The following is a 19,238-nucleotide window of genomic DNA, read 5'->3' as shown; positions in this document are numbered from 1 at the left end:
GGCAAAAGCCTGGTTGATTACAGCTTGGCGTCGATGTCGACGCTCTGATACGTAGGGGTCTGCTGGACATAGAGCTTGATGCCCATGTCGAGCAGCTGGTTGACGTCGGCCTTCTGGGTGGCGTCGAGGAAGACGGAGCTGTCCTTGCCGCCGACCTGATCGGCACCGTCGTGGTTGGCGGTGGCGCCCAGGTTGATGGCGTCGAGCTTGTAGCCCTGACAGAACTGCAGCATCTCGGCAGTGTTGCCAAAGACGAACATGACGCGCTCGCCGAGGGTGTTGAGCTTATCCATCTTGGCGAGGGCACGCTCGACGGTGAAGACGTTCAGGCGCACGCCCTGGGGCTTGGCCAGCTTAAGAGCGCCCTTCTTGATGTCATCGTTGGCGGCAGCGTTGTCGACGACGATGATGCGCTCGGCCTGAACCTTGGTGGTCCAAGTAAAGACGACCTGGCCGTGCAGCAGACGGTAGTCAAGACGTGCGAGGACGATCTTGGCGGGACCGGAGCTGTGACGGGACGCCTTGGCCTTCTTGGCGGGAGCCGCGGCGGCCTCGACCGGTGCGTTGGGGTTGGTCAGACCGGTGCGGGCCTCGTTGATGAGGGCCGCGAGCTCGGCGCCCTTGACGGGGGCGGGGCTCATAGCAAGCGTGAGCGCCAACGGGATGTTGAAACCGCTGACAACCGTGAACTTCGTGCCGTTCTTGGAAAGCTCGACCATGTTGTTGTTGACCGAGCTGCCGAGCATATCGGTCAGCACATAGACGGTGTCGTCCGCGTTGAACGTGGCGATCATAGCCTCAACCTTATTGGTGATGGGCTCCTTGTCGTCACGAGCAAGCGACACGACGTGGACGTTCGACACGTCGCCGAGAACCATCTCGAGCGTGTCTTTGGCGCCTGCGGCCAGGCCGCCATGAGATGCGAGAATGATCTGATTCATCTTGCCTCCTCCTTTTCGTTATGGTCATTATAACGTCTTATACGTTGCTTATATTGCTAATTAGTATAAAGACCGTTCGCGGGTGAAAATCGACCGTTGACGGGTTTAACGTACTCGAAACGTTGGGCTGGGTAGGCCGGCGCTAGCTGGATAACCCCAGGTCAGACCCTGCGCGCAATCCCCTATCGCACGAAGTACCAGGGGCTTTCCTGTACGGTGGGTTCCAGCGCAATGCCGGTGCGTTCTTTAAACAGATCCATGTCCTGAGATTTTTCGGTCCACCACGCGTTGGGCTTAAAGGTCATGCTCTCAATGACATGACCGACAAACACACTGTTGCGCAGCTTGGAGAAGTCGGTGTTCATAATCAGGATGGACGCGAGCACCAACACGATGCCCAGGACTTTAATCGCGCCGGCGGGCTCGGCGTAGACACCAATGCCCACCAGTACGGTGACGACCGTCTCGAAAGACATTACGACGGGAACTTTCGATGTCTCGAGCCCCATGGACAGACCCTGCATATATAAGATGTAAGCAACGGCTGTGGGGATGAGTCCAAAGCCAAGGAACAGCAGCAGCAGCTGTGGCGACATTGCCGCGGCGACATCCGGCCACGGAGCCGCGATAGCTGCCATAACCGCACCGCCAAAAACAAAGCCCCAAAACGTGACAGCCAGCGGGTGGACCGTCTTGGTTGCTATTCGGCTAAACACCGCGAGCGACGCACCACAAAGGCCTGCAATCACGCCCGACGTGACGCCCCAAACCGAAAAATGAAAACCGGAAAGGTCGCCATTGGTCACTGCAAGCACGCAGCCTACGATGTTAAAGACAATGGCAACGAGCTTGTTGGGGGTCACGTCCTCGCGATAAAGCACGCGGCCGAGCATGACGCCAAACACCGGCGAGGTGTAGAGCAGCACCGAGGCCGTGGACATGCCCACCTCGCCCATGCACTCGTAATAGCAGGTGTTAGCGGCGGCCAAACCGACGATGCCAACAAGCGCACAAGGAACAAGCTCTTTAGGGCTTGCCTTGAACAGGGCCAGCGGACCCTGAGCCACGGTAGACCCCTCACCCGGACGGCAGCCCATAAACATCAGGACCGGCGCCAAGATAAGCGCTCCGACCAACAAGCGAAAGGCAGCCATGCTCTGGGACGAAACGCCCATGGCCGAGATGCCGTTTACAAAGATTCCGATGCTGCCCCACATAAGCGCGGCGATCAGCACCAGCACATAGCCCAGATTGCTCTTCTTCAACGCAGCCTCCTCGGTATTGCTTCCAATATGTTTCGTACTACGTTATAGTCGTTATATACATTTTTCAAGACACAAATCGGCGAGCGGATAAGTGATCCGTTTTCCTCCGCCCCCAGCGGATTACTGGGCGGTTGCGGTGAAATAGTTCCTAAATAGAGGCTTCAAGCCCCCAAGCAGGAACTATTCCACCGCAACTTATGAGGACATCGAGCTGTTAGGCCGCTCTATCCCCTAGTAGTCCAGCTTCCACATGTAGCGGCGCGTCATGTAGTCCTTGTGGGTGACGGCAGAGAGCGCACGCATGTACACGTTGTTGAGGATCGGGGCAAAAATCAGGTGATTGAAGTACTCGCTCACGCTGTCCTTGACGTCGTTGAGGCCGAGCTCCTTGGCGTCGAGCTGATAGACGCGCTCGCCACCGTACTGGTTGACGAAGCGGATGCCGCGCTCGTCGTTGCAGCGGCTGCGGCCGACGCTGATGAGCTGGAACAGCGAGGTGCGCTTGTCCAGGATCTCGAAGGGGCCGTGGAAGAAGTCGCAGGTGTTGATGGTGCAGGAGTCGATCTGCAGCATCTCCTGCACGTTGCAGATGCTAAAGACGTAGGCGGCACCAAAGAGCGGACCCTGAGCCATCACGTTGATGCAGGGCTTGTCGGCGTTTTGCTCGGCCCACTTGGCGGCGAGCGGACGGGTGTACTCGACGGCCTTGCGATAGATGGGGTCAACCAGGTCGAAGGCGGCCATAGCGGTCTCATACTCGGCATAGCCCTCGGTCTGCTGCGTAAGCTCCATGGCGATCATGGTCACGACGGCGGAGTTGGTACGGCCCATGCAAGACTCGTCGACGGCCAGGCTGTCATACTGAATCTTGTAGTCGCAGACCTCGGTGAGGCCGGACTCATCGACATAGATGGCGATGGTGCTGGCGCCGTGGTCCTTGGCGACCTGGGCGGCGACGATGGTCTCCTTGGTGCCGCGCATGGACACGACGACGGCCAGGGTGTTCTCGTTGACATAGGCGGGCGTGGCGTGCACGAACTCATTGCTGGTGTAGCTGGAGCTCACGACCTGCGTGGCCTCGTGCTCCATAAAGTACTGGGCAGGATAGTTGCCGCCGTTGGATCCGCCGGCGCCAATCCACACGACGCGCTTGATGCCGCCCTTGTCTGCCTTGTCGGCCAAAACCTGGGAGACGACGTCCTTAACCTGTTCCTGAGTAGTCATCGTGCATCAGCCTTTCTTCTCGTTTGATGCTCTCGATGGCATACAAGTTACATACATGTTTTGGTTATGTCGACTAGTTGTATGCTATATTTGTCTTAAAAAATTTGCTGATACGGTTTTCGATAACTTGATACCAGCGGTTTTGTTGTTGTATTGAATACATGCTTGATTAGATACGCATACAGGTTAGATACAGGTTGATCGCATGAACGCTTCATCTAAAAAGAGACTGACCCAATACGAGCGCTTGGCGGGCATGCTGCGCGACCGCATCGCCTCCGGCACCTACGCGCGCGGAGACAAGCTGCCGTCCGAGATGGAACTCATGGACGAATCGGGGCTGTCGCGCAGCACCGTACGCCACGCCCTTAAGGTGCTCGTTGATGAGGGCCTGGTGCGCACCGAGCGCGGGCGTGGCGCCTTTGTGGCCGACACGCCGGCGCTCCACGAGAACAACCTGGTGTTTTCGAGCTACACGACACAGGTCCAGGGTCAGGGTATGAAGCCCACCACGCGCACGGTGGACTCGGGCTTTGCCAAGGCCGCGGGCAATGCGGCCAAGTTCTTCGATGTCGCCGTGGGCAGCAAGCTCGTCAAACTTGTCCGCCTGCGTTATCTGGACGATGCGCCGCTGTGCCTGGAGACCACCTATCTACCACCGAGCTTTGAAGCACTCATCGATCGCGATATCAACGGTTCGCTCTACGCCACGCTGCGCCAAGAATTCCATCGCGCGCCGGCAGAGGGGCACAAGACCTTTGAGGTGTGCTATGCCTCGCAAAACGAGGCGTTTTTGCTCAACGTTGAGCGTGGGCAGGCGCTGATCCTGATCACCGACTACGTCTACGACACCGACGGCCGCCCGCTCCATGTCTCCAAGCGCATCCAACGCACCGACCGCGCCAAATACACCGAGCCCATCGGCTAACCTGTCCCTAAAAGGTAGGTTTGGGGAGGTCGGGGAACCAGGTCGGTTTGGGTTGGTTGGGCGTGCGCTCGGCTAGGACCAACTCCATCCAGCACATGTCGTACCAGCGGCCGAACTTTTGGGCGCAGCGATCGAAGGCGCCCACCAGGCGATACCCCATATGGGCATGGAAGTCCTGGCTGTTGTGCGTCAGGTACTCGTCGTCCTTATCGTGCGGCACGGCGATGAGCGCGCACATGTTGGTGATGCCCATCGCAATCAGGCATTGCTTGAGCGTATCGTGCAACTTGCGACCCAGCCCGCCATGGCGCACATCGCGTGCCAGGTAGATCGACGTCTCGACCGACCAGTCGTATGCCTCGCGGCTGTTGAGCGGACTCACATAGGCATAGCCTATCGGACGCCCGTCCAGCTCCATCACCAGGTACGGATAGCGCTTGAGCGTACGCTCGATGCGCCCGGCGAACTCCTCAACGCTCGGCACCTCGTATTCGCAGGTAATCGCCGTCTGGCGCACATATGGCTCATAGATGGCAAGCAACGCCGGCGCGTCTTCGGGCGTCGCCAGGCGAATCGCCGGCTCGGACATCTCGGTCATACAACTCTTCTCCCCCAAAAGCAAAGGCCGCCCTGCGCCAAACCCAGCGCAGGGCGGCCCCTCGTCATTACATCAGGCTACAGGACAGCCGCCAGCGCGTCGATGTCCTCCTGCGTCGTGGCCCAGCTGGTGCAAAAGCGCACTACCGTATGAGTATCGTCGTACTTTTCCCAGTACTCGATCGCCGCATGCTCGCGAATGCGGGCCATATCCTCGTTGGGCAGAATCACGAACTGCTGGTTCGTGGGCGTCTCCAAGAAGAACTGGTAGCCGCGCTCGTGCAGCACACGACGAAGCGCCTGAGCGGTCTCAATCGCCTGGCGACCAATCTCAAAATACAGGCCATCGGTAAAAAGAGCCTCGAACTGCACACCCATCAGGCGGCCCTTGGCGAGCAGTGCGCCATGCTGCTTAATACGCGGAATGGGGTGCGCCGGGGCGTGCATGCCACAGAACACCACAGCCTCGCCGCAGAGCGCACCACACTTGGTGCCGCCGATGTAGAACACGTCACACAGCTGCGCCAGCTCGGGCAGGGTAATGTCGCACTCATCGGCCGCCAGCGCATAGGCCAGGCGAGCACCGTCCACAAACAGCGGAATCTCGCGCTTCTGGCACACCGCGTGAATCGCCGCGAGCTCGGCCTTGGAGTACAGCGTGCCGTACTCGGTCGATAGGCTCACATACACGGCACCCGGGAACACCGTGTGCTCGTAGCTCTCGTTTTCGTAGAACACCTGGATATAGTTCTCGAGGTCCTCGGCGTGCATCTTGCCCTCGTAGCCGGGGATGGTGAGCACCTTGTGGCCGCCAAACTCGATAGCGCCCGCCTCGTGACAGGCGACGTGGCCAGTCTCAGCAGCAACGACGCCCTCGTAGGGCGCAAGCAGCATGTCGATCACCGTCGCGTTGGCCTGCGTGCCGCCCACCAGAAAAAACACGTCGGCATCAGGGGCCTGGCAGGCCTCGCGAATAAGTTGCTTGGCGCGCTCGGTGTGCGCATCGGTACCGTAGCCGGGCTGCGGCTCCATATTGGTGTCGACGAGCGCCTGCAGCACTGCCGGATGTGCGCCGTGGGAATAATCGTTGTTAAACGCGAGCATGGCAATCCTCTCTTACCGGGTATCGGCCAGATGATTCAAACGGAGCTATTGTACGCCGTTGGGATAGGCAATGCGCGCGGCAAGGCACTCAAGTGCCAGTACCAGGGCAAAACCGCAGCTCACGTCGCTCAAAAAGTGTGCACCGATCACGATGCGGCCAAGCGCGACGAGCGCCGCGACCACAGCCGCCGCCCAAAAGATCACGCGGCGACGCGAAGATTTTTCCTTAAAGGCTGCCGCGGGAAGCCCGGCGAGCATAAGGCCAATCGCCGCATGCGCCGTGTGTCCGCTCGCAAACGACTTAAAGCCGTCCTTGACTACACCGGCGGCAATATAGGCCCACTTGTCAGGGTTGCCGATCACCCACCACGGCTGAAACTCGAGTCCCTGCGTCACCTCGATCACGCGCATGCGTGGGCGCGACCACAGCGGCTTGACAATCACGTTGAGGATGATGGCCTGAGCGACCCACACGACAAGCACCATCAACGCCCAGCGCGTGAGCTCGTCGGGCTCGGTCGTGCGCGTGAGACGATAGACGATAAGATTGGCGGCGATGACCAGCACAAACGTCAGCACCAACTGAGCCGCGATGAGTTTGCCGCCAACCCTCAGGGACGAAACGATCTCGTAGCCGAGCAGGCCCACGTTGATGAGGATGCCGAGCACGGCGAGCCATTTGCTCCCCCTGGAGTCGGGACGCACCGCGCGCACGAGCATAACGCCCGCGATGCTCGCCGTCAGCTCAAACGGCAGCTCGCCGGCCGCCTCGATAAAGCGACCGTACATGCTGCCGATATTGAACAGCGCGCTCGAGATCTGATAATCGAAGAAGCTGCCCACGCCCAGACAAAGACACAGGACAACCGCGATAATGGCGACATCTTTCTTATAGATGTATCCGAACATGCTTTCCTTTCGATGGAGCCAGATTGCCCAAATGGGGCGTTTGCAGCGTCGACCCGTTAGTCGTCGTCGCTGGCACCCAGCTGTTGCAGCAGCATGAGCGCGGCCGCCACGGGGCCGGTGCCGTCGTTGGCGTCGAGACCGCGACCCAGGCCGCTGCCCGCGCCGGCGCCCGCCTTGTAGGGCACCGATAGCTTGCGGCTCTTGGGGAAGTTCACCGCGCCATAGCGATTCTTGAACTCAAAGGCCACCTTCTTGGGAACGTCAACCCCCAAGAAGGTAATGCGTCCACCACTGAGCGTGACGCTCTCGAGCCCCAGGCGCTCGCCGCGAATACGGATGCGCGCGCGGTTGAACAGGTTGAGTCCCGCCAACGGCAGTTCGCCATGCGCGGCCTCGGTCTCCTCCTGCACCTCGTCGATACTCTCCAGGTCCTCAGCCGCAGCGAGCTTGCGGTACACGAGCACGCGCTGGTCCACCGCCGGCATGTACTCCTCGGACAAGAAGTAGTCGGCCGGCAGGTTAATGCCCACGCTCGCCGCCTCCACGCCGGCATCGTCGTCGCCGCGCGCCTCGGCCACGGCCTGCCCCAGCATCTGCGTAAACAGGTCAAAGCCCACACTCGACAGGTTGCCGTGCTGCTCGGCGCCCATGAGCGAGCCGGCACCACGGATCTCCAGGTCACGCATGGCGATGCGCATGCCGCTGCCCAGGTCCTGAAACTCGGAAAGTGCGGTCAGGCGTGCCGTAGCCTCCTCGGTAAGCGGCAGCTCGCCCGGGAACATAAAGTACGCATAGGCCTGCGTGGCAGAGCGGCCCACACGGCCCTTGAGCTGGTAGAGCTGCGCCAGACCTAGGCGCTGCGAGTCCTCGATGATCAGTGTGTTGGCGGTCGAGTTGTCGATGCCGCTCTCCACGATGGTCGTGGCGATGAGCACGTCGATCTTTTTGGTCGCGAACTCGATCATCACGTCCTCGACCTCGCGCGGGCTCATCTTGCCGTGTGCCACACCCACGCGCGCCTCGGGCGCGGCCTCGTGCACGCGCGCCACGGCGTCGTCGATAGTCTTGACGCGGTTGGACACGTAATACACCTGACCGCCGCGGCCCACCTCCAGGCGAATCGCCGCACTCACCACGTCGGGGTCGTACTCCCCCACGTGCACGATCACGGGACGACGCCCGGTCGGCGGTGTGGTGATCAGGCTCATGTCGCGCACGCCGCTCGTGGCCATCTGCATGGTTCGCGGAATCGGCGTTGCCGAAAGCGTGAGCACGTCAATCTGCTCGCGCAGGTTCTTGAGCTGCTCCTTGTGCTGCACGCCAAAGCGCTGCTCCTCGTCGATGATCACCATGCCCAGGTTCTTGGGGTTCACATCGGCCGAAAGCAAGCGGTGCGTGCCGATGAGCACATCAATCGTGCCCTCGGCAAACGCCTTAAGCGCACGCTTCTGCTGCGCCGGGGTGCGGAAGCGGCTGAGCACTTCGACCTCGAGGCCAAACGGGGCAAAGCGCTCAAAAAACGTCTCGTAGTGCTGCTGGGCCAGAATGGTCGTGGGGCAGAGCACCATGACTTGGCGGCCGGAGTCCACGCACTTAAACGCCGCGCGCAGGGCAACCTCGGTCTTGCCGAAACCCACGTCGCCGCACAGCAGGCGGTCCATGGGCTTGGGCGCCTCCATGTCGGCCTTGATGTCGGCGATAGCCTCCAGCTGGTCGCGCGTCTCGTCGTAGGGGAAGCTCTCCTCCATCTCGATCTGCTCGGGCGTATCGGGCGGGCAGGCGATGCCTGCGATCGACGAGCGGCGCGTATACAGGTCGACCAGGTCAAACGCCAGCTTTTTGGCATTCTTGCGCGCCTTATTGGTGGCACGCGTCCAGTCGGCAGTGTTGAGCCTGGTCAGGCGCGGCTTGTCGCCGTCGGGGCCAACATAGCGTGTGATGCGGTCGACCTGCTCGAGCGGCACGTAGAGCTTGTCGCCGTCGGCATATTCCAGCAAAAAGTAGTCGCGCTCCTTGCCGCCCACTTCCTGGCGCGCGATCTCGCTAAAGAGCGCGATGCCGTGGGTAGCATGCACCACGTAGTCGCCCGGCTTAAACGGGAAGGTGATCTGCGTAATGTCAACCTTGCGGCGGCTGCGCGCGCGGTTGGCATCCATGCGGGCATTGAGGTCGGCGATCGAGAACACGGCCAAATTGGCGTCGGGCACCACCACGCCCTGCGGCAGGGCAGCGTCCACAAAGGTCACGCGCCCGCGCGAGATGGTGGGCACGGCAGCGCCGGCGGCAGCCTGCGCGGCGCCCGCCTCGAGCGAGCGGGCGTTGAGCGCGTCGGCCTTACGCTCGCGAATGGAAGCATGGGCCTCCTGGCGTGCGGCACGGTCGGCGGAATCCGCCGCTGCCACGCGAACGCGGTCGCCGATAGCGCCGACATTTTCGGGCGCCGCGGTCAGCGATTCCTCAAAGGTAATGCTCTCGTCGCCAAAGGTGAGCTCCATCGACTCGCGCGCCCCGCGGTCGGGAATGGCAAACACGCAGGCGTAGCGCTTGCCCACGACCTCCTGGATGCGCGTCATAAAACGGTTGTCCGATCCTGCGATGGCAGGCTGCTCAATCTTCAGCTCGGCCGTCACCGCACCACCGGCGCGAATCAGGCTCACATAGTTCAGGCGCTGCTGAGCACCAAAATCGAGCTGCTGGGCACGTACATACAGGCCATCCAGTCGGTCAATCCCCGCCTCGCCGGCACGCGCCTCGATATCCTCGTAGGCGCGCAGGCAGTCGTCGAACAGCGAGCGCGGCTCGGACAGAACCACGAGCGCCTTGCCGCTCACGTGTGCCAGCGGGCTCACGGTCTGGCCGTACATCACCGGCAAAAAGCGGTCGAGCTCGGGCGTGACGATGCGTGCATCCACCATCTCGAGCAGCGCCGCCAGTTTGCTGTCGTCCTGGCTGGCGCGATAGAGCGCCACATGCATGTTGTGGACGGCTTCGTCGGTAAGCGCCAGCTCACGGCAGGGGAAGATCTCGATACTGTCCTCGTTGCCGATGGTCTGCCCCGTTGAGCTCACCATGCGGCGGATGCGGTCAATCTCGTCGCCAAAGAACTCAATGCGCACGGGCGCCTTCTCCTGCGCGGGAAACACCTCGACGGTGTCGCCGTGCACACGGAACAGGCCGGGCGCGTCGGCGGCGCCGGCATTGGTGTAGCCCATGCCCACCAGGCGCTGCGGCACCTCGTCAAAAGGAATCTCCTCGCCCGCCGCAAAAGTGGTGGACTCCCAGTAGTGGCTCTCGACCGGCGGCACGCAGCGCAGCAGCGCACGGGCTGAGGCAACCATGATGCAGTTGTCCCCACGCACGATGCGCCCCAATGCCTCGCAGCGCTGCGCCACCACGGCGTCGTCGGGCGCCTGCTCGCGCCACGGATAGTCCTTGCGCTCGGGAAAACGACACACGTGCGCCAGGCCCACGTAGGCGGCAAGGCTACGCGCGGCGCGATCGGCCGCATCCTCGCCGCTCACGATATAGACCGTCGGGCGCGGACGGCGCGCAAACTGGGCGGCCGCCATAAGCGTGCGGCCCGACTGCGACACAGCCAGCGTCACGTCCTCGCCAGCATCGAGCCCGGCCTCGACGGTCTGCAAGGCCTCGGCAGTGTAGAGCTGCGCGGCTATACGGTGAATGAGCATGCTGTTCCTCCGGCATTGCAACGCCAAAAGCCCGCCGGGGCAAGCTCGGCGGGTCGTACGTCAAATACATTGTCTGTCATGGTAACGCATGGAGAGGACTCCGGTTCAAGGGCAAACCCAGCCCCGCAAAAAACGCCAGACGAAAATGCGTTCCGCCCTACCCCGCCACGCGCACGCTGGGGCACAAATCCGCCAGCGGGCACTCGTCGCACTTAGGTTTGCGGGCGTCGCAGATCTCACGGCCAAAGGTAATCCACTGGTGGTTGACCGACTCCCAATACTCGTGCGGCAAAATCTTGAGCAGATCTTGCTCGGTCTTGAGCGGCTCCTTGGCATGCGTCTTGGGGCTCAGCATCAGGCGGTGTGCGATGCGGTTGACGTGTGTATCGACCGCGATGCCCTCGACAATGCCAAACCCCACGTTGAGCACGATGTTCGCCGTTTTGCGTCCCACACCCGGCAGCCTGACGAGTTCCTTCATGTCGGCAGGTACCTCGCCGCCGTAATCGGCAACGATCATCTGCGCGGCCTCCACGGCGTGCTTGGCCTTGCTCTTATAAAAGCCAAGCGACTTGATGGTATCGGCCACATCGGCCACGCTTGCCTGTGCCATGGTCTCGGGCGTGGGCCACTGGGAAAACAGCTTCGGCGTCACCTTGTTGACCTGCGCGTCGGTCGTTTGCGCCGAGAGCAACACCGCGATCAGCAGGCGGAAGGGATTCTCGTGGTCCAAAAAGCACTCGACCGGGCCATAGCGACGGTTGAGGCGCTCACACACCTCAACGGCGCGCTCGCGTTTGGCGGCATTGGTCTCGCGTGGCATAACGACTCCTCGGCTCAACGGCACAATAAACTTATGGGCACAATTGTCCCACGTCCGAGACGCTTACACCTCCAAGAATGCGCCGGTCTGACGGCTCCACAGGCTCGCGTACTCGCCACCCGCCTCGACAAGCTGCGCATGCGTGCCGTCCTCGACAATCTCGCCATCGGCCAGCACCACAATGCGGTCGAGCGCCGCCACGGTGGACAGGCGATGTGCCACCACAATGGAGGTGCGGCCGCGCATCAGGTTCTCGAGCGCCTCCTGCACCAGCGCCTCGGACTCGCTGTCGAGGGCAGAGGTCGCCTCGTCGAGCACTAGAATCGGCGCGTCGGTTAGGATGGCGCGAGCGATAGCCACGCGCTGACGCTGGCCGCCCGAGAGCTTGACGCCGCGCTCACCCACCATGGTGTCAAAGCCACGAGGCAAGCGGTCGATAAACTCCAGGGCGTTGGCCAGGCGCGCGGCCTCGCGAATCTGCTCATCAGTGGCGTCGGGACGACCGTAGGCAATGTTTTCGCGAATGGAGCGATGGAACAGCAGCGCCTCCTGCGGCACGTAGGCAACCTGGCGGCGCAGGCTCTGCTGCGTGCAGCGCGAGACATCCTGACCGTCCACGAGCACGCGGCCGCCCTGAACATCGTCCAGGCGCAGCAGCAGCTTGGTAAGCGTCGTCTTACCCGAGCCCGATTTGCCCACCAGGCCCACGCGCTGGCCCGCCGCCACATGAAGCGTCAGGTCATCGAACACGCTCTCGCCCGCCGCAGCGTCACGGTACGCAAAGCTCAGGTGCTCAAAATCAATCGCGCCCTCGGTCACTTTGAGCTCAGGGGCGTCCGGGTCGTCTGCCACCAAACGTGGCTCGTCCAGCACGCGCGTCATCTCGGCCGCATCGCCCAAAGCGCGGTTGATGCGCTGCATCATGGAGCTTATGTAGTTCAAACGCATGGTGAGGTTATAGGTGTAGGTAAAGATCATGACGAGCGAGCCGGCCGAGATGCCAAACCACGCGTTGCCGCCCGCCACGAACACACTCACCACGGCCATGGTGATGACGATAAGGCCCGAGGTCGTAAAGTTGCGCTGCATCATGGCGTGCATCGAGACCGTCTCGGCATCGCGCGCGGCACGATCGGCGGCGTCGAACAGATCGCGTTCAAAGTCCTCGCGCCCGCAGGTCTTAACGGCCAAGATGTTCGTGACCGCGTCGGAGAGCACGCCCGAGAGCTTGTTCTGCGCGGCGGACGTCGCGGCCGAAAGCGGCATGATACGCTTGTACATAAGCCAGACAAACGCGATGTAGACGACCATGATGCACACCAGGATCACGGTAAACGTCGGCACCACCGGGGCGAGTGCGGCCACGGTGCAGATGACCGAGGTGATGGTGGGGATGAGCGAATACACCGTCACGTCCACCAGCCCCGTGTAGCCGCTCATAAAACGACTCGTCTGGCTCACGAGCGATCCGCCAAAGCGGCTGGTATGGAATGTCATGGATTGGCTGGAGAGCGTGTCGAAGCATAGGCGCGCCAGGTGATAGTTGCCCGCGATCTCGAGCTTGTAGACGGTGTAGTCCTGCAGCTTGGAGAGGATTTGGCCCACCAGGTTAACGAGTACGAGCGCCAGGATATAGGGGCCGAAGACCTCAAACACCTGGTCACCCGCCACGGGACCGGCTTGAACGCGGTCGACAATGAGGGCCATCACATAGGTATTGGCAAACGTCAGCAAAAAGATGTAGCCCGCCGACGAGAACACCGAGAGAAAGACAATCAGCGACTGCGTGCGCGTGACGCCCCAAAACCGCTGCAGCGTGCGACGCACGGTGGAGCGGCTGAGCGGGCTGGCGCTTCTCTGAGACATGGGCTTCCTTTCGCATCTGATTGGGCGAAACGCCATTGTTGCATACTAAAGCGCACTTCAGGCAAGTGCGACGCGAAAAGCGCCCGCGCCCCGCGCTTGCGCAGGCGCCCCGCCGTCTTGTTGCAATTAGTCCTCGTCTTCTTGGTCTGTGGGAAGGCCCGCGGACGTGAGTCCCAAGATCTCATCGGCTTGGTCGACGTCTTCCAGTGCGTCGATGTCCTTGAGCTTGCGCTCCATGACGTTGGTGCGCGTGGTGATGATGCCCTCGACCGTTTTGCCCGCGGTCTCGATCTGCTGCTGGGCGCGGCGCAGCGCCTTTTGATAGCGCGGCAGCTCGGCCTTGACGGCGGAGAGCACGCGCAGCACGTCGTCGGTACGTTTTTGCAACTTAAACGTCTGATAGCTCATCTGCAGACTGTTGAGGATGGCCGCCATGGTGCTGGGACCGGCAACGTTGACGTGATAGTCGCGGCCCAGGGTCTCGATAAGCCCGGGGCGGCTGACGACCTCGGCGTACAGTCCCTCAAACGGAACGAACATAATGCCAAAGTTGGTGGTCGCGGGCACGCTCAGGTACTTCTCGCAAATGTCCTTTGCCTCGCGCTTGACCATGGTGTCGAGCGTCTTGCGCGCAGCCGCCACGGCCTCCGCATCACCCGACTCCTGCGCGTCGAGCAAGTGCCCGTACGCGTCGCCCGGAAACTTGGAGTCAATCGGCAGCAGCACGGGGTCGCCCTCGTCCACCGGCAGCTTGACGGCAAACTCAACGCGCTCCGAGGCGCCGGGCTTGGTGGCGACGTTTTCCAGATACTGGTCGGGTGTAAGAATGTCCGCCAGAATTGCACCCAGCTGCACCTCGCCCAAAATACCACGCGCCTTCACGTTGCCCAGCACGCGCTTAAGGTCGCCCACGCCGGTGGCGATGGACTGCATGTCGCCCAGGCCCTTGTACACGGCCTCGAGCTGGTCGCTCACCTGCTTAAACGATGCCGACAGGCGATCGTTGAGCGTGCGGGAGAGCTTCTCGTCCACCGTCGCGCGCATCTGATCGAGCTGCACGTTGTTGTCTTCGCGGATGGCACCCAGCTGAGCATCGACCGTCTCGCGCACCTTGTCCAGGCGATGCTCGATGCCCTCGCGATTGGCGCCGAGCTGTTGGGCGGTCTCGCGGCGCAGATCATCCATCCGGTCACCGGCTTGCGAGAACTCGCGCGCGATGGTCAGGTAACGTTGCTGCTCTACGGCCGCATCGGTCGTCTGCTGCTGCGCGATGGCATTGGCCGTGCGACGGGTTTCGGCCAGCGCGACGTTCAGGGCATCGAGCGCTTTGTTAGCCTGCTCGAGTGCTGCCAGCGTTTCCGCGCTACTGTCGCCACGCTCCCGCAACTCGGCACGCAGGCTCTTGAGTTGGAGGGCGCAAGCCACAGCAACCCCCACCGCCACCAAGGCGATCACAACAAGCACAATATCAATAGCAGACATAAACTCCGCCCAACAAACCCAATCGAGCACCAATCAAAACCGCGATCAATCTTACCCCGCCACACGCACCGGGCGCTTCACGGCAATCGGGCAAATGGATTTGGACCACAGACATCAAAACGCTAAGTCTCCCAGCCGGCGCGGATGGTTGTTGCGACATCGCCCAGGCGCTGGCCGAGAGCTGCCAAGTGCTCAAGCACCTCGCTGGGCGAGGCGCCGTTGAGAATGCATGTGAGGGCATATGAGGCCAAGAAGATTGCCGCGAGCCCCAACGGGATTAGCACGATCATCGCCAGCGTACGCAGGCGCTGGGCCCAGCGACGGCGACGCGCACGACGTTTATCGAACGCGAGCTCCTGAGCATATGAATCCTGCTGTACGGAATAGGCCTCTGGGACCGCCCCGCCCGCAGGTGCGGCGTTTTGCGCAGGAGGCTGGACGGCCGTCCCTTGCATTTGCATCTCCATAAGCCGTTGCTGCTGGCGCAACATGCGCTCGGCTTGTTGCTGCGGGGTCTCAAGAAACAGATCCATGTTGGCCTCCTCAATAGGAGCATTCGACGCTTGCGCCCAGCATCCCGCACCATCGCGGCCGCGGCAACGAAATCCGCGGCAATAGCCGCAAAGATTCTTTTGTCAGAAAACTGTCAAAAAGCTCAACAACTCCCCTACCAGCACTTTCTTTGAGCTTTTTTCGTCAGCAATCTTTTGCCCTTTCGCCCTTGCGCCATCCGACCAAAACCTAACCAAAAGCTTGACGGAAATTGTGAAGACAGGGACCCCACACAAAAAGTGCCGCCCCAAAGGGGGCGGCACACAAACTTCTTATCAGCTTTTCTGTAGTGAGCACGCGACGACCCGAAGCCGGAGCGCAGGGCGGGAGGCCGGACTACCTTCCCTCAACGCGACCCTGCGGAGCCGTGAGCGGGGAGGGAAGGTAGTCCGGCCTCCCGCCCTGCGCTCCGCAGCAGCCAGCGCCACGCGCTAGTAGTTCACCACCTGCTCCTCAAAGTACGCCTTCGGGTGGTTGCAAACCGGGCACACCTCGGGCGCCTCGGCACCAACATGCAGGTGCCCGCAGTTCAGGCACTTCCACACCTTCACGCCCTCGCGCTCAAACACCTCGCCCGACTCAATGCGCTCGACAAGCTTGTTGTAGCGTTCCTCGTGAGCCTGCTCGACAGCACCGACGCCACGGAACTTTGCGGCGATCTCGGTAAAGCCCTCCTCCTCGGCGGTCTTGGCAAACTCGTCGTACATCGTGGTCCACTCGTAGTTCTCGCCCGCAGCGGCATCACGCAAGTTGTCCAGGGTGTCGGGAACGGCGCCGTCGTGCAGATACTTAAACCACAGCTTGGCGTGCTCTGACTCGTTGCCTGCGGTCTCGGCAAAGATATTCGAGATCTGAACGTAGCCGTCCTTCTTGGCCTTGGATGCATAGTAGCGATACTTAGTGTGCGCCTGGGACTCACCGGCAAAAGCGGTCTCGAGGTTCTTCTTGGTTTGAGAGTTCTCAAAATCCATAGGTGTACTTCCCTTCAACATGCCGCCCGTAGGCTTCGAGCGGCCTTGTCTTTAGGATGCCCTCAAGCCGAGAATTTAAACCTTACAATCCTCTTCTTCAGATTCGGGTTGGCTACACGCTTAGCCAGCGATCACCCTCGGAGCGGCAAAAGCCCTCGCGCTCCAAGTCGGCCAAAATGTCTGCGACAAGATCGTGATCGACCGGCTCTCGGCCGGCTGCCGTCTCCATCTCGTTAACGCCTGCAACGGCTTCATCGAGCGTAATGCCCGACGGCCGCCCATCGCGCGCAGCCAGCAGCATGCGCACAATATGGGCGCGCTTTTGGCGACGCGAGCCCTCAAACTTGGACTGACGGCTATAGCTCGCCGAGCGCCTGGACGGATTGGGCAGCGTCTTCTTAAGATACGCGCCATAATCCAGCAGCGCGTAATACCATGCGCGCGGCGTGTCGGCATCATCTCGAGGCGCGGCAAAGGGCGCAATCTCATCCGCCGTCGCACCAGGGGCCGCCGGACAGGCGGATTGGATCAGCGGCACCAGCTCGCGATCGGGAACGGCCGGCACATCGGGAAAGAAATGATGCAGAAAGACCGTGCGCACGTTGGTCTCCAGATACACACCCGGTAGATCGAACGCAAACGACCGAATGCCCTGCGCCGTCGCCGGGCCAATACCGGGCAGAGCAACCAGGTCGCGCGTCTCACGTGGAAACTCCCCACCCCAGTCTTCCATAACGCACTGAGCGGCTCTGTGAAGCGCCAGGGCACGCCGGTTGTAGCCCATCCCCTGCCAAGCATCCAAAACGTCGGAAGGAGCGGCCTGAGCGAGCGCCTGTACGGTCGGAAAGCGGTCGAGCCACGCGGGCATACGCGTCTCCACACGCGGCACCTGCGTTTGCTGCAGCATAACCTCAGAAAGCCAAATAATGTACGGGTCGCGCGTGCGGCGCCACGGAAGGTCGCGATAACGCAGGACCCCTTCCGAACGAATCATCGAACGAAAGGGATCCTGAATCATGGCTATGCTCCTTATGCGGCGTTATTCCTCCCGGCAAGCGCACGTACAGGTGGCGTACTCGGGAAACGCATCGCGGTCGGCGAACTTAGAATCGACGGCCGGAAACTGGCGGTGAGCGACGATATCGCCCAGCGAAACGGAATCGAAGTAGTCGCGCATCAGCGCTTGAGCTCCGGCCCACAGGGGATGATAGCAGCACGTACCCATGCGTGCACAGTCGCCATCGGGCGCGGTGCAATCGTTCATGACCATGGGGCCCTGAACGGCCTCGACGACCTGGCGGATGGTGACATCGTCGGGGCTGACCTTAAGACGCATGCCGCCATGGACGCCACGCAGGCTCTCCACAATACCGGCCTGAACCAAACCATGCTGGATCGAACGAGCAAACGAATACGGGACATTGACCTCTTCGGCGGCGGTGCGAACAGAAAGCAGACGCTCCGGGTCCTCGGCAAGCATCGCGAGCATGCGAAGGGCGTAATCAGTCTTCCTCGATATGTCCATTTTTCCCCTTTCAAGGAATAGGAACAGCTCGAACGAGCTCCGGGACCGAGCTTGCGTCGAGACACCAATGGCCGTATGGACGCCCAAATAGCAAAACGGGTGCCCACTGAATGCCGTGTTTGAAGCCTCTTGCATCAAAAACGGCATTCAGTGCAATTTAGTATAACCTAACCCCCTGCTTCGCTGAACAGGTGTTGTGCAACAAACGCTTTGTTTGAACACATGTCTCAAACGGAGCTTGTCCGGAAATTGGGAGGATTTGGTTTTGGGCGAAAGGGGCCGATGGGATCAAGGTCCTATCAAACGCAAAAAGCCACGTCCGAAGACGTGGCTTTAATTGCGTTGGCGGGAAGTACGGGGCTCGAACCCGCGACCTCCGACGTGACAGGCCGGCGCTCTAACCAAACTGAGCTAACTCCCCAGGCAGTCGTTCGCGTTTGTTTCCGCTCGCGTGCGCTGCGGGGATTAGTATACACAGAAGTCTGTCCGGTGCGCAACAACTTTTTTGAAAATATTTTTTGGGCCCTCCGGGAGGGTCTCCGGGGCCGGCTGGCGCGGGTTAAGTTTGCTGCTCTACAGTCCTGCGCAAGACGGAAAGCACATTAAGTGCTTTCCTTTGCGTGCGGAACTCGCGACAAACTTAACCCGCGCCAGCCGGCCCCGGAGACCCTCCCTGCCGTCACATTGTTCGAGCCGTTGTTGTTCCTCGCCGCTTCCGCGGCTCGGCGGCCCCGTTCTCCTCGGCGAGGTTGGTCTGATTATTCTTGTTGAACTTCGGCCTTTTGCTGAAAGAAAAACGGGAGATGCGATCTGCATCCCCCGTTTTTGTTGCGGTTAGTCTAAGTCAATAAATTTGGTGCTCAGGATCTTGCCGTCCTTGACGAGCATTCTGGCCATGGTGGGGCCTCGGGTGCCTCTGGGGTAGCTGGCGCTGCCGGGGTTGAGGACCAGGCAGCGGCCTACTTGGGCCTCTTTGGTTACGTGGGTATGACCGTTGATGGCTACGTCTACGGATCCCACCGGAAGGTCTTCGCGGTGGTGGGCTACGGCGAATTTGAGTCCTTCGTAGGTGAAGAGGGCCAGACGGTCTACATCCGGGCCGTAGTCGCGGTAGTAGTCGTTGTTTCCTAGGACCGCTCGCACGGGGGCGATGGTGCATAGATGCTCGTAATCCATCTCTGAGGTGAGGTCTCCGGCATGGATGATCAGATCTGCGCCCTTGAGCTCGTCCAGAAGCGCGGGCGAAAGATAGCCGTGGGTGTCCGAGATGATGTCGATGCGCTTGGCGCTTGCACTGTTCATGGGATCCCTTCTGCAAAACCGATTCGACGTATATACAAAAAGCCCCACGGCTCCGCAGAC

16 protein-coding genes and 1 tRNA gene are annotated in these 19,238 nt (G+C 61.1%); 1 reads left to right on the top strand and 16 read right to left on the bottom strand.

Features of this window, described 5'->3' with window-relative positions; genetic code table 11:
- Positions 1-17 precede the first annotated feature (17 nt).
- The 3 genes from FGQ61_RS01840 to FGQ61_RS01830 all read right to left on the bottom strand — a co-directional run bounded on the left by FGQ61_RS01840 (position 18) and on the right by FGQ61_RS01830 (position 3,430).
- Positions 18-941, bottom strand: coding sequence for a PTS sugar transporter subunit IIAB (locus tag FGQ61_RS01840; RefSeq protein ID WP_022095162.1), 924 nt, complete (start codon positions 939-941; stop codon positions 18-20).
- A gap of 182 nt (positions 942-1,123) precedes the next feature.
- Positions 1,124-2,206: a DMT family transporter gene (locus FGQ61_RS01835; RefSeq protein ID WP_022095163.1), complete on the bottom strand. Its 1,083-nt coding sequence runs from the start codon at positions 2,204-2,206 to the stop codon at positions 1,124-1,126.
- A gap of 231 nt (positions 2,207-2,437) precedes the next feature.
- Entirely contained in the window at positions 2,438-3,430 is a 993-nt protein-coding gene (locus FGQ61_RS01830; protein ID WP_138374388.1) for an SIS domain-containing protein, read from the bottom strand.
- 205 nt (positions 3,431-3,635) lie between these two features.
- Here FGQ61_RS01830 and FGQ61_RS01825 point away from each other — a divergent pair, with 205 nt between their 5' ends.
- Positions 3,636-4,358, top strand: a complete 723-nt coding sequence (locus tag FGQ61_RS01825; RefSeq protein ID WP_138374387.1) for a GntR family transcriptional regulator — start codon at positions 3,636-3,638, stop codon at positions 4,356-4,358.
- Positions 4,359-4,365: 7 nt separating this feature from the next.
- Here the strand turns inward: FGQ61_RS01825 and FGQ61_RS01820 are convergent, their stop codons facing one another.
- The 13 genes from FGQ61_RS01820 to FGQ61_RS01760 all read right to left on the bottom strand — a co-directional run bounded on the left by FGQ61_RS01820 (position 4,366) and on the right by FGQ61_RS01760 (position 19,178).
- A complete protein-coding gene (locus FGQ61_RS01820; RefSeq protein ID WP_138374386.1) occupies positions 4,366-4,956 on the bottom strand; it encodes a GNAT family N-acetyltransferase in 591 nt (196 codons plus the stop codon).
- Positions 4,957-5,033: 77 nt separating this feature from the next.
- Positions 5,034-6,059 (bottom strand): threonine aldolase family protein, encoded by a 1,026-nt coding sequence (locus FGQ61_RS01815; RefSeq protein ID WP_118226087.1) that lies wholly within the window; start codon positions 6,057-6,059, stop codon positions 5,034-5,036.
- Positions 6,060-6,104: 45 nt separating this feature from the next.
- Positions 6,105-6,968: a phosphatase PAP2 family protein gene (locus FGQ61_RS01810; RefSeq protein ID WP_006235143.1), complete on the bottom strand. Its 864-nt coding sequence runs from the start codon at positions 6,966-6,968 to the stop codon at positions 6,105-6,107.
- A 56-nt stretch (positions 6,969-7,024) separates the two neighbouring features.
- The gene (mfd, locus tag FGQ61_RS01805; protein WP_138374385.1) at positions 7,025-10,657 is read right to left on the bottom strand and encodes a transcription-repair coupling factor; all 3,633 of its coding nucleotides are present in this window, start codon (positions 10,655-10,657) and stop codon (positions 7,025-7,027) included.
- A gap of 157 nt (positions 10,658-10,814) precedes the next feature.
- Positions 10,815-11,480, bottom strand: coding sequence for an endonuclease III (nth, locus tag FGQ61_RS01800; protein ID WP_138374384.1), 666 nt, complete (start codon positions 11,478-11,480; stop codon positions 10,815-10,817).
- A 63-nt stretch (positions 11,481-11,543) separates the two neighbouring features.
- The gene (locus FGQ61_RS01795; protein WP_138374383.1) at positions 11,544-13,346 is read right to left on the bottom strand and encodes an ABC transporter ATP-binding protein; all 1,803 of its coding nucleotides are present in this window, start codon (positions 13,344-13,346) and stop codon (positions 11,544-11,546) included.
- Positions 13,347-13,472: 126 nt separating this feature from the next.
- Positions 13,473-14,828, bottom strand: a complete 1,356-nt coding sequence (locus FGQ61_RS01790; protein ID WP_138374382.1) for a DNA recombination protein RmuC — start codon at positions 14,826-14,828, stop codon at positions 13,473-13,475.
- Between the two features lie 122 nt (positions 14,829-14,950).
- Positions 14,951-15,361 (bottom strand): hypothetical protein, encoded by a 411-nt coding sequence (locus tag FGQ61_RS01785; protein WP_195211963.1) that lies wholly within the window; start codon positions 15,359-15,361, stop codon positions 14,951-14,953.
- 450 nt (positions 15,362-15,811) lie between these two features.
- Positions 15,812-16,351, bottom strand: a complete 540-nt coding sequence (gene rbr / locus FGQ61_RS01780) for a rubrerythrin (RefSeq protein ID WP_138374381.1) — start codon at positions 16,349-16,351, stop codon at positions 15,812-15,814.
- A 112-nt stretch (positions 16,352-16,463) separates the two neighbouring features.
- Positions 16,464-17,369: an HhH-GPD family protein gene (locus tag FGQ61_RS01775; protein WP_138374380.1), complete on the bottom strand. Its 906-nt coding sequence runs from the start codon at positions 17,367-17,369 to the stop codon at positions 16,464-16,466.
- Positions 17,370-17,390: 21 nt separating this feature from the next.
- On the bottom strand, positions 17,391-17,876 hold the full coding sequence (locus FGQ61_RS01770) for an RrF2 family transcriptional regulator (RefSeq protein WP_138374379.1): 486 nt from the start codon (positions 17,874-17,876) through the stop codon (positions 17,391-17,393).
- A 343-nt stretch (positions 17,877-18,219) separates the two neighbouring features.
- Positions 18,220-18,297 (bottom strand) — tRNA-Asp (locus FGQ61_RS01765).
- 413 nt (positions 18,298-18,710) lie between these two features.
- Complete coding sequence (locus FGQ61_RS01760; RefSeq protein WP_138374378.1) at positions 18,711-19,178, bottom strand: YfcE family phosphodiesterase; 468 nt, start codon at positions 19,176-19,178, stop codon at positions 18,711-18,713.
- Positions 19,179-19,238 lie beyond the last annotated feature (60 nt).

It is taken from the genome of Collinsella aerofaciens (assembly GCF_005844325.1).
Classification (GTDB): domain Bacteria; phylum Actinomycetota; class Coriobacteriia; order Coriobacteriales; family Coriobacteriaceae; genus Collinsella; species Collinsella aerofaciens_G.
This window is presented reverse-complemented; position numbering and strand designations above follow the sequence as displayed.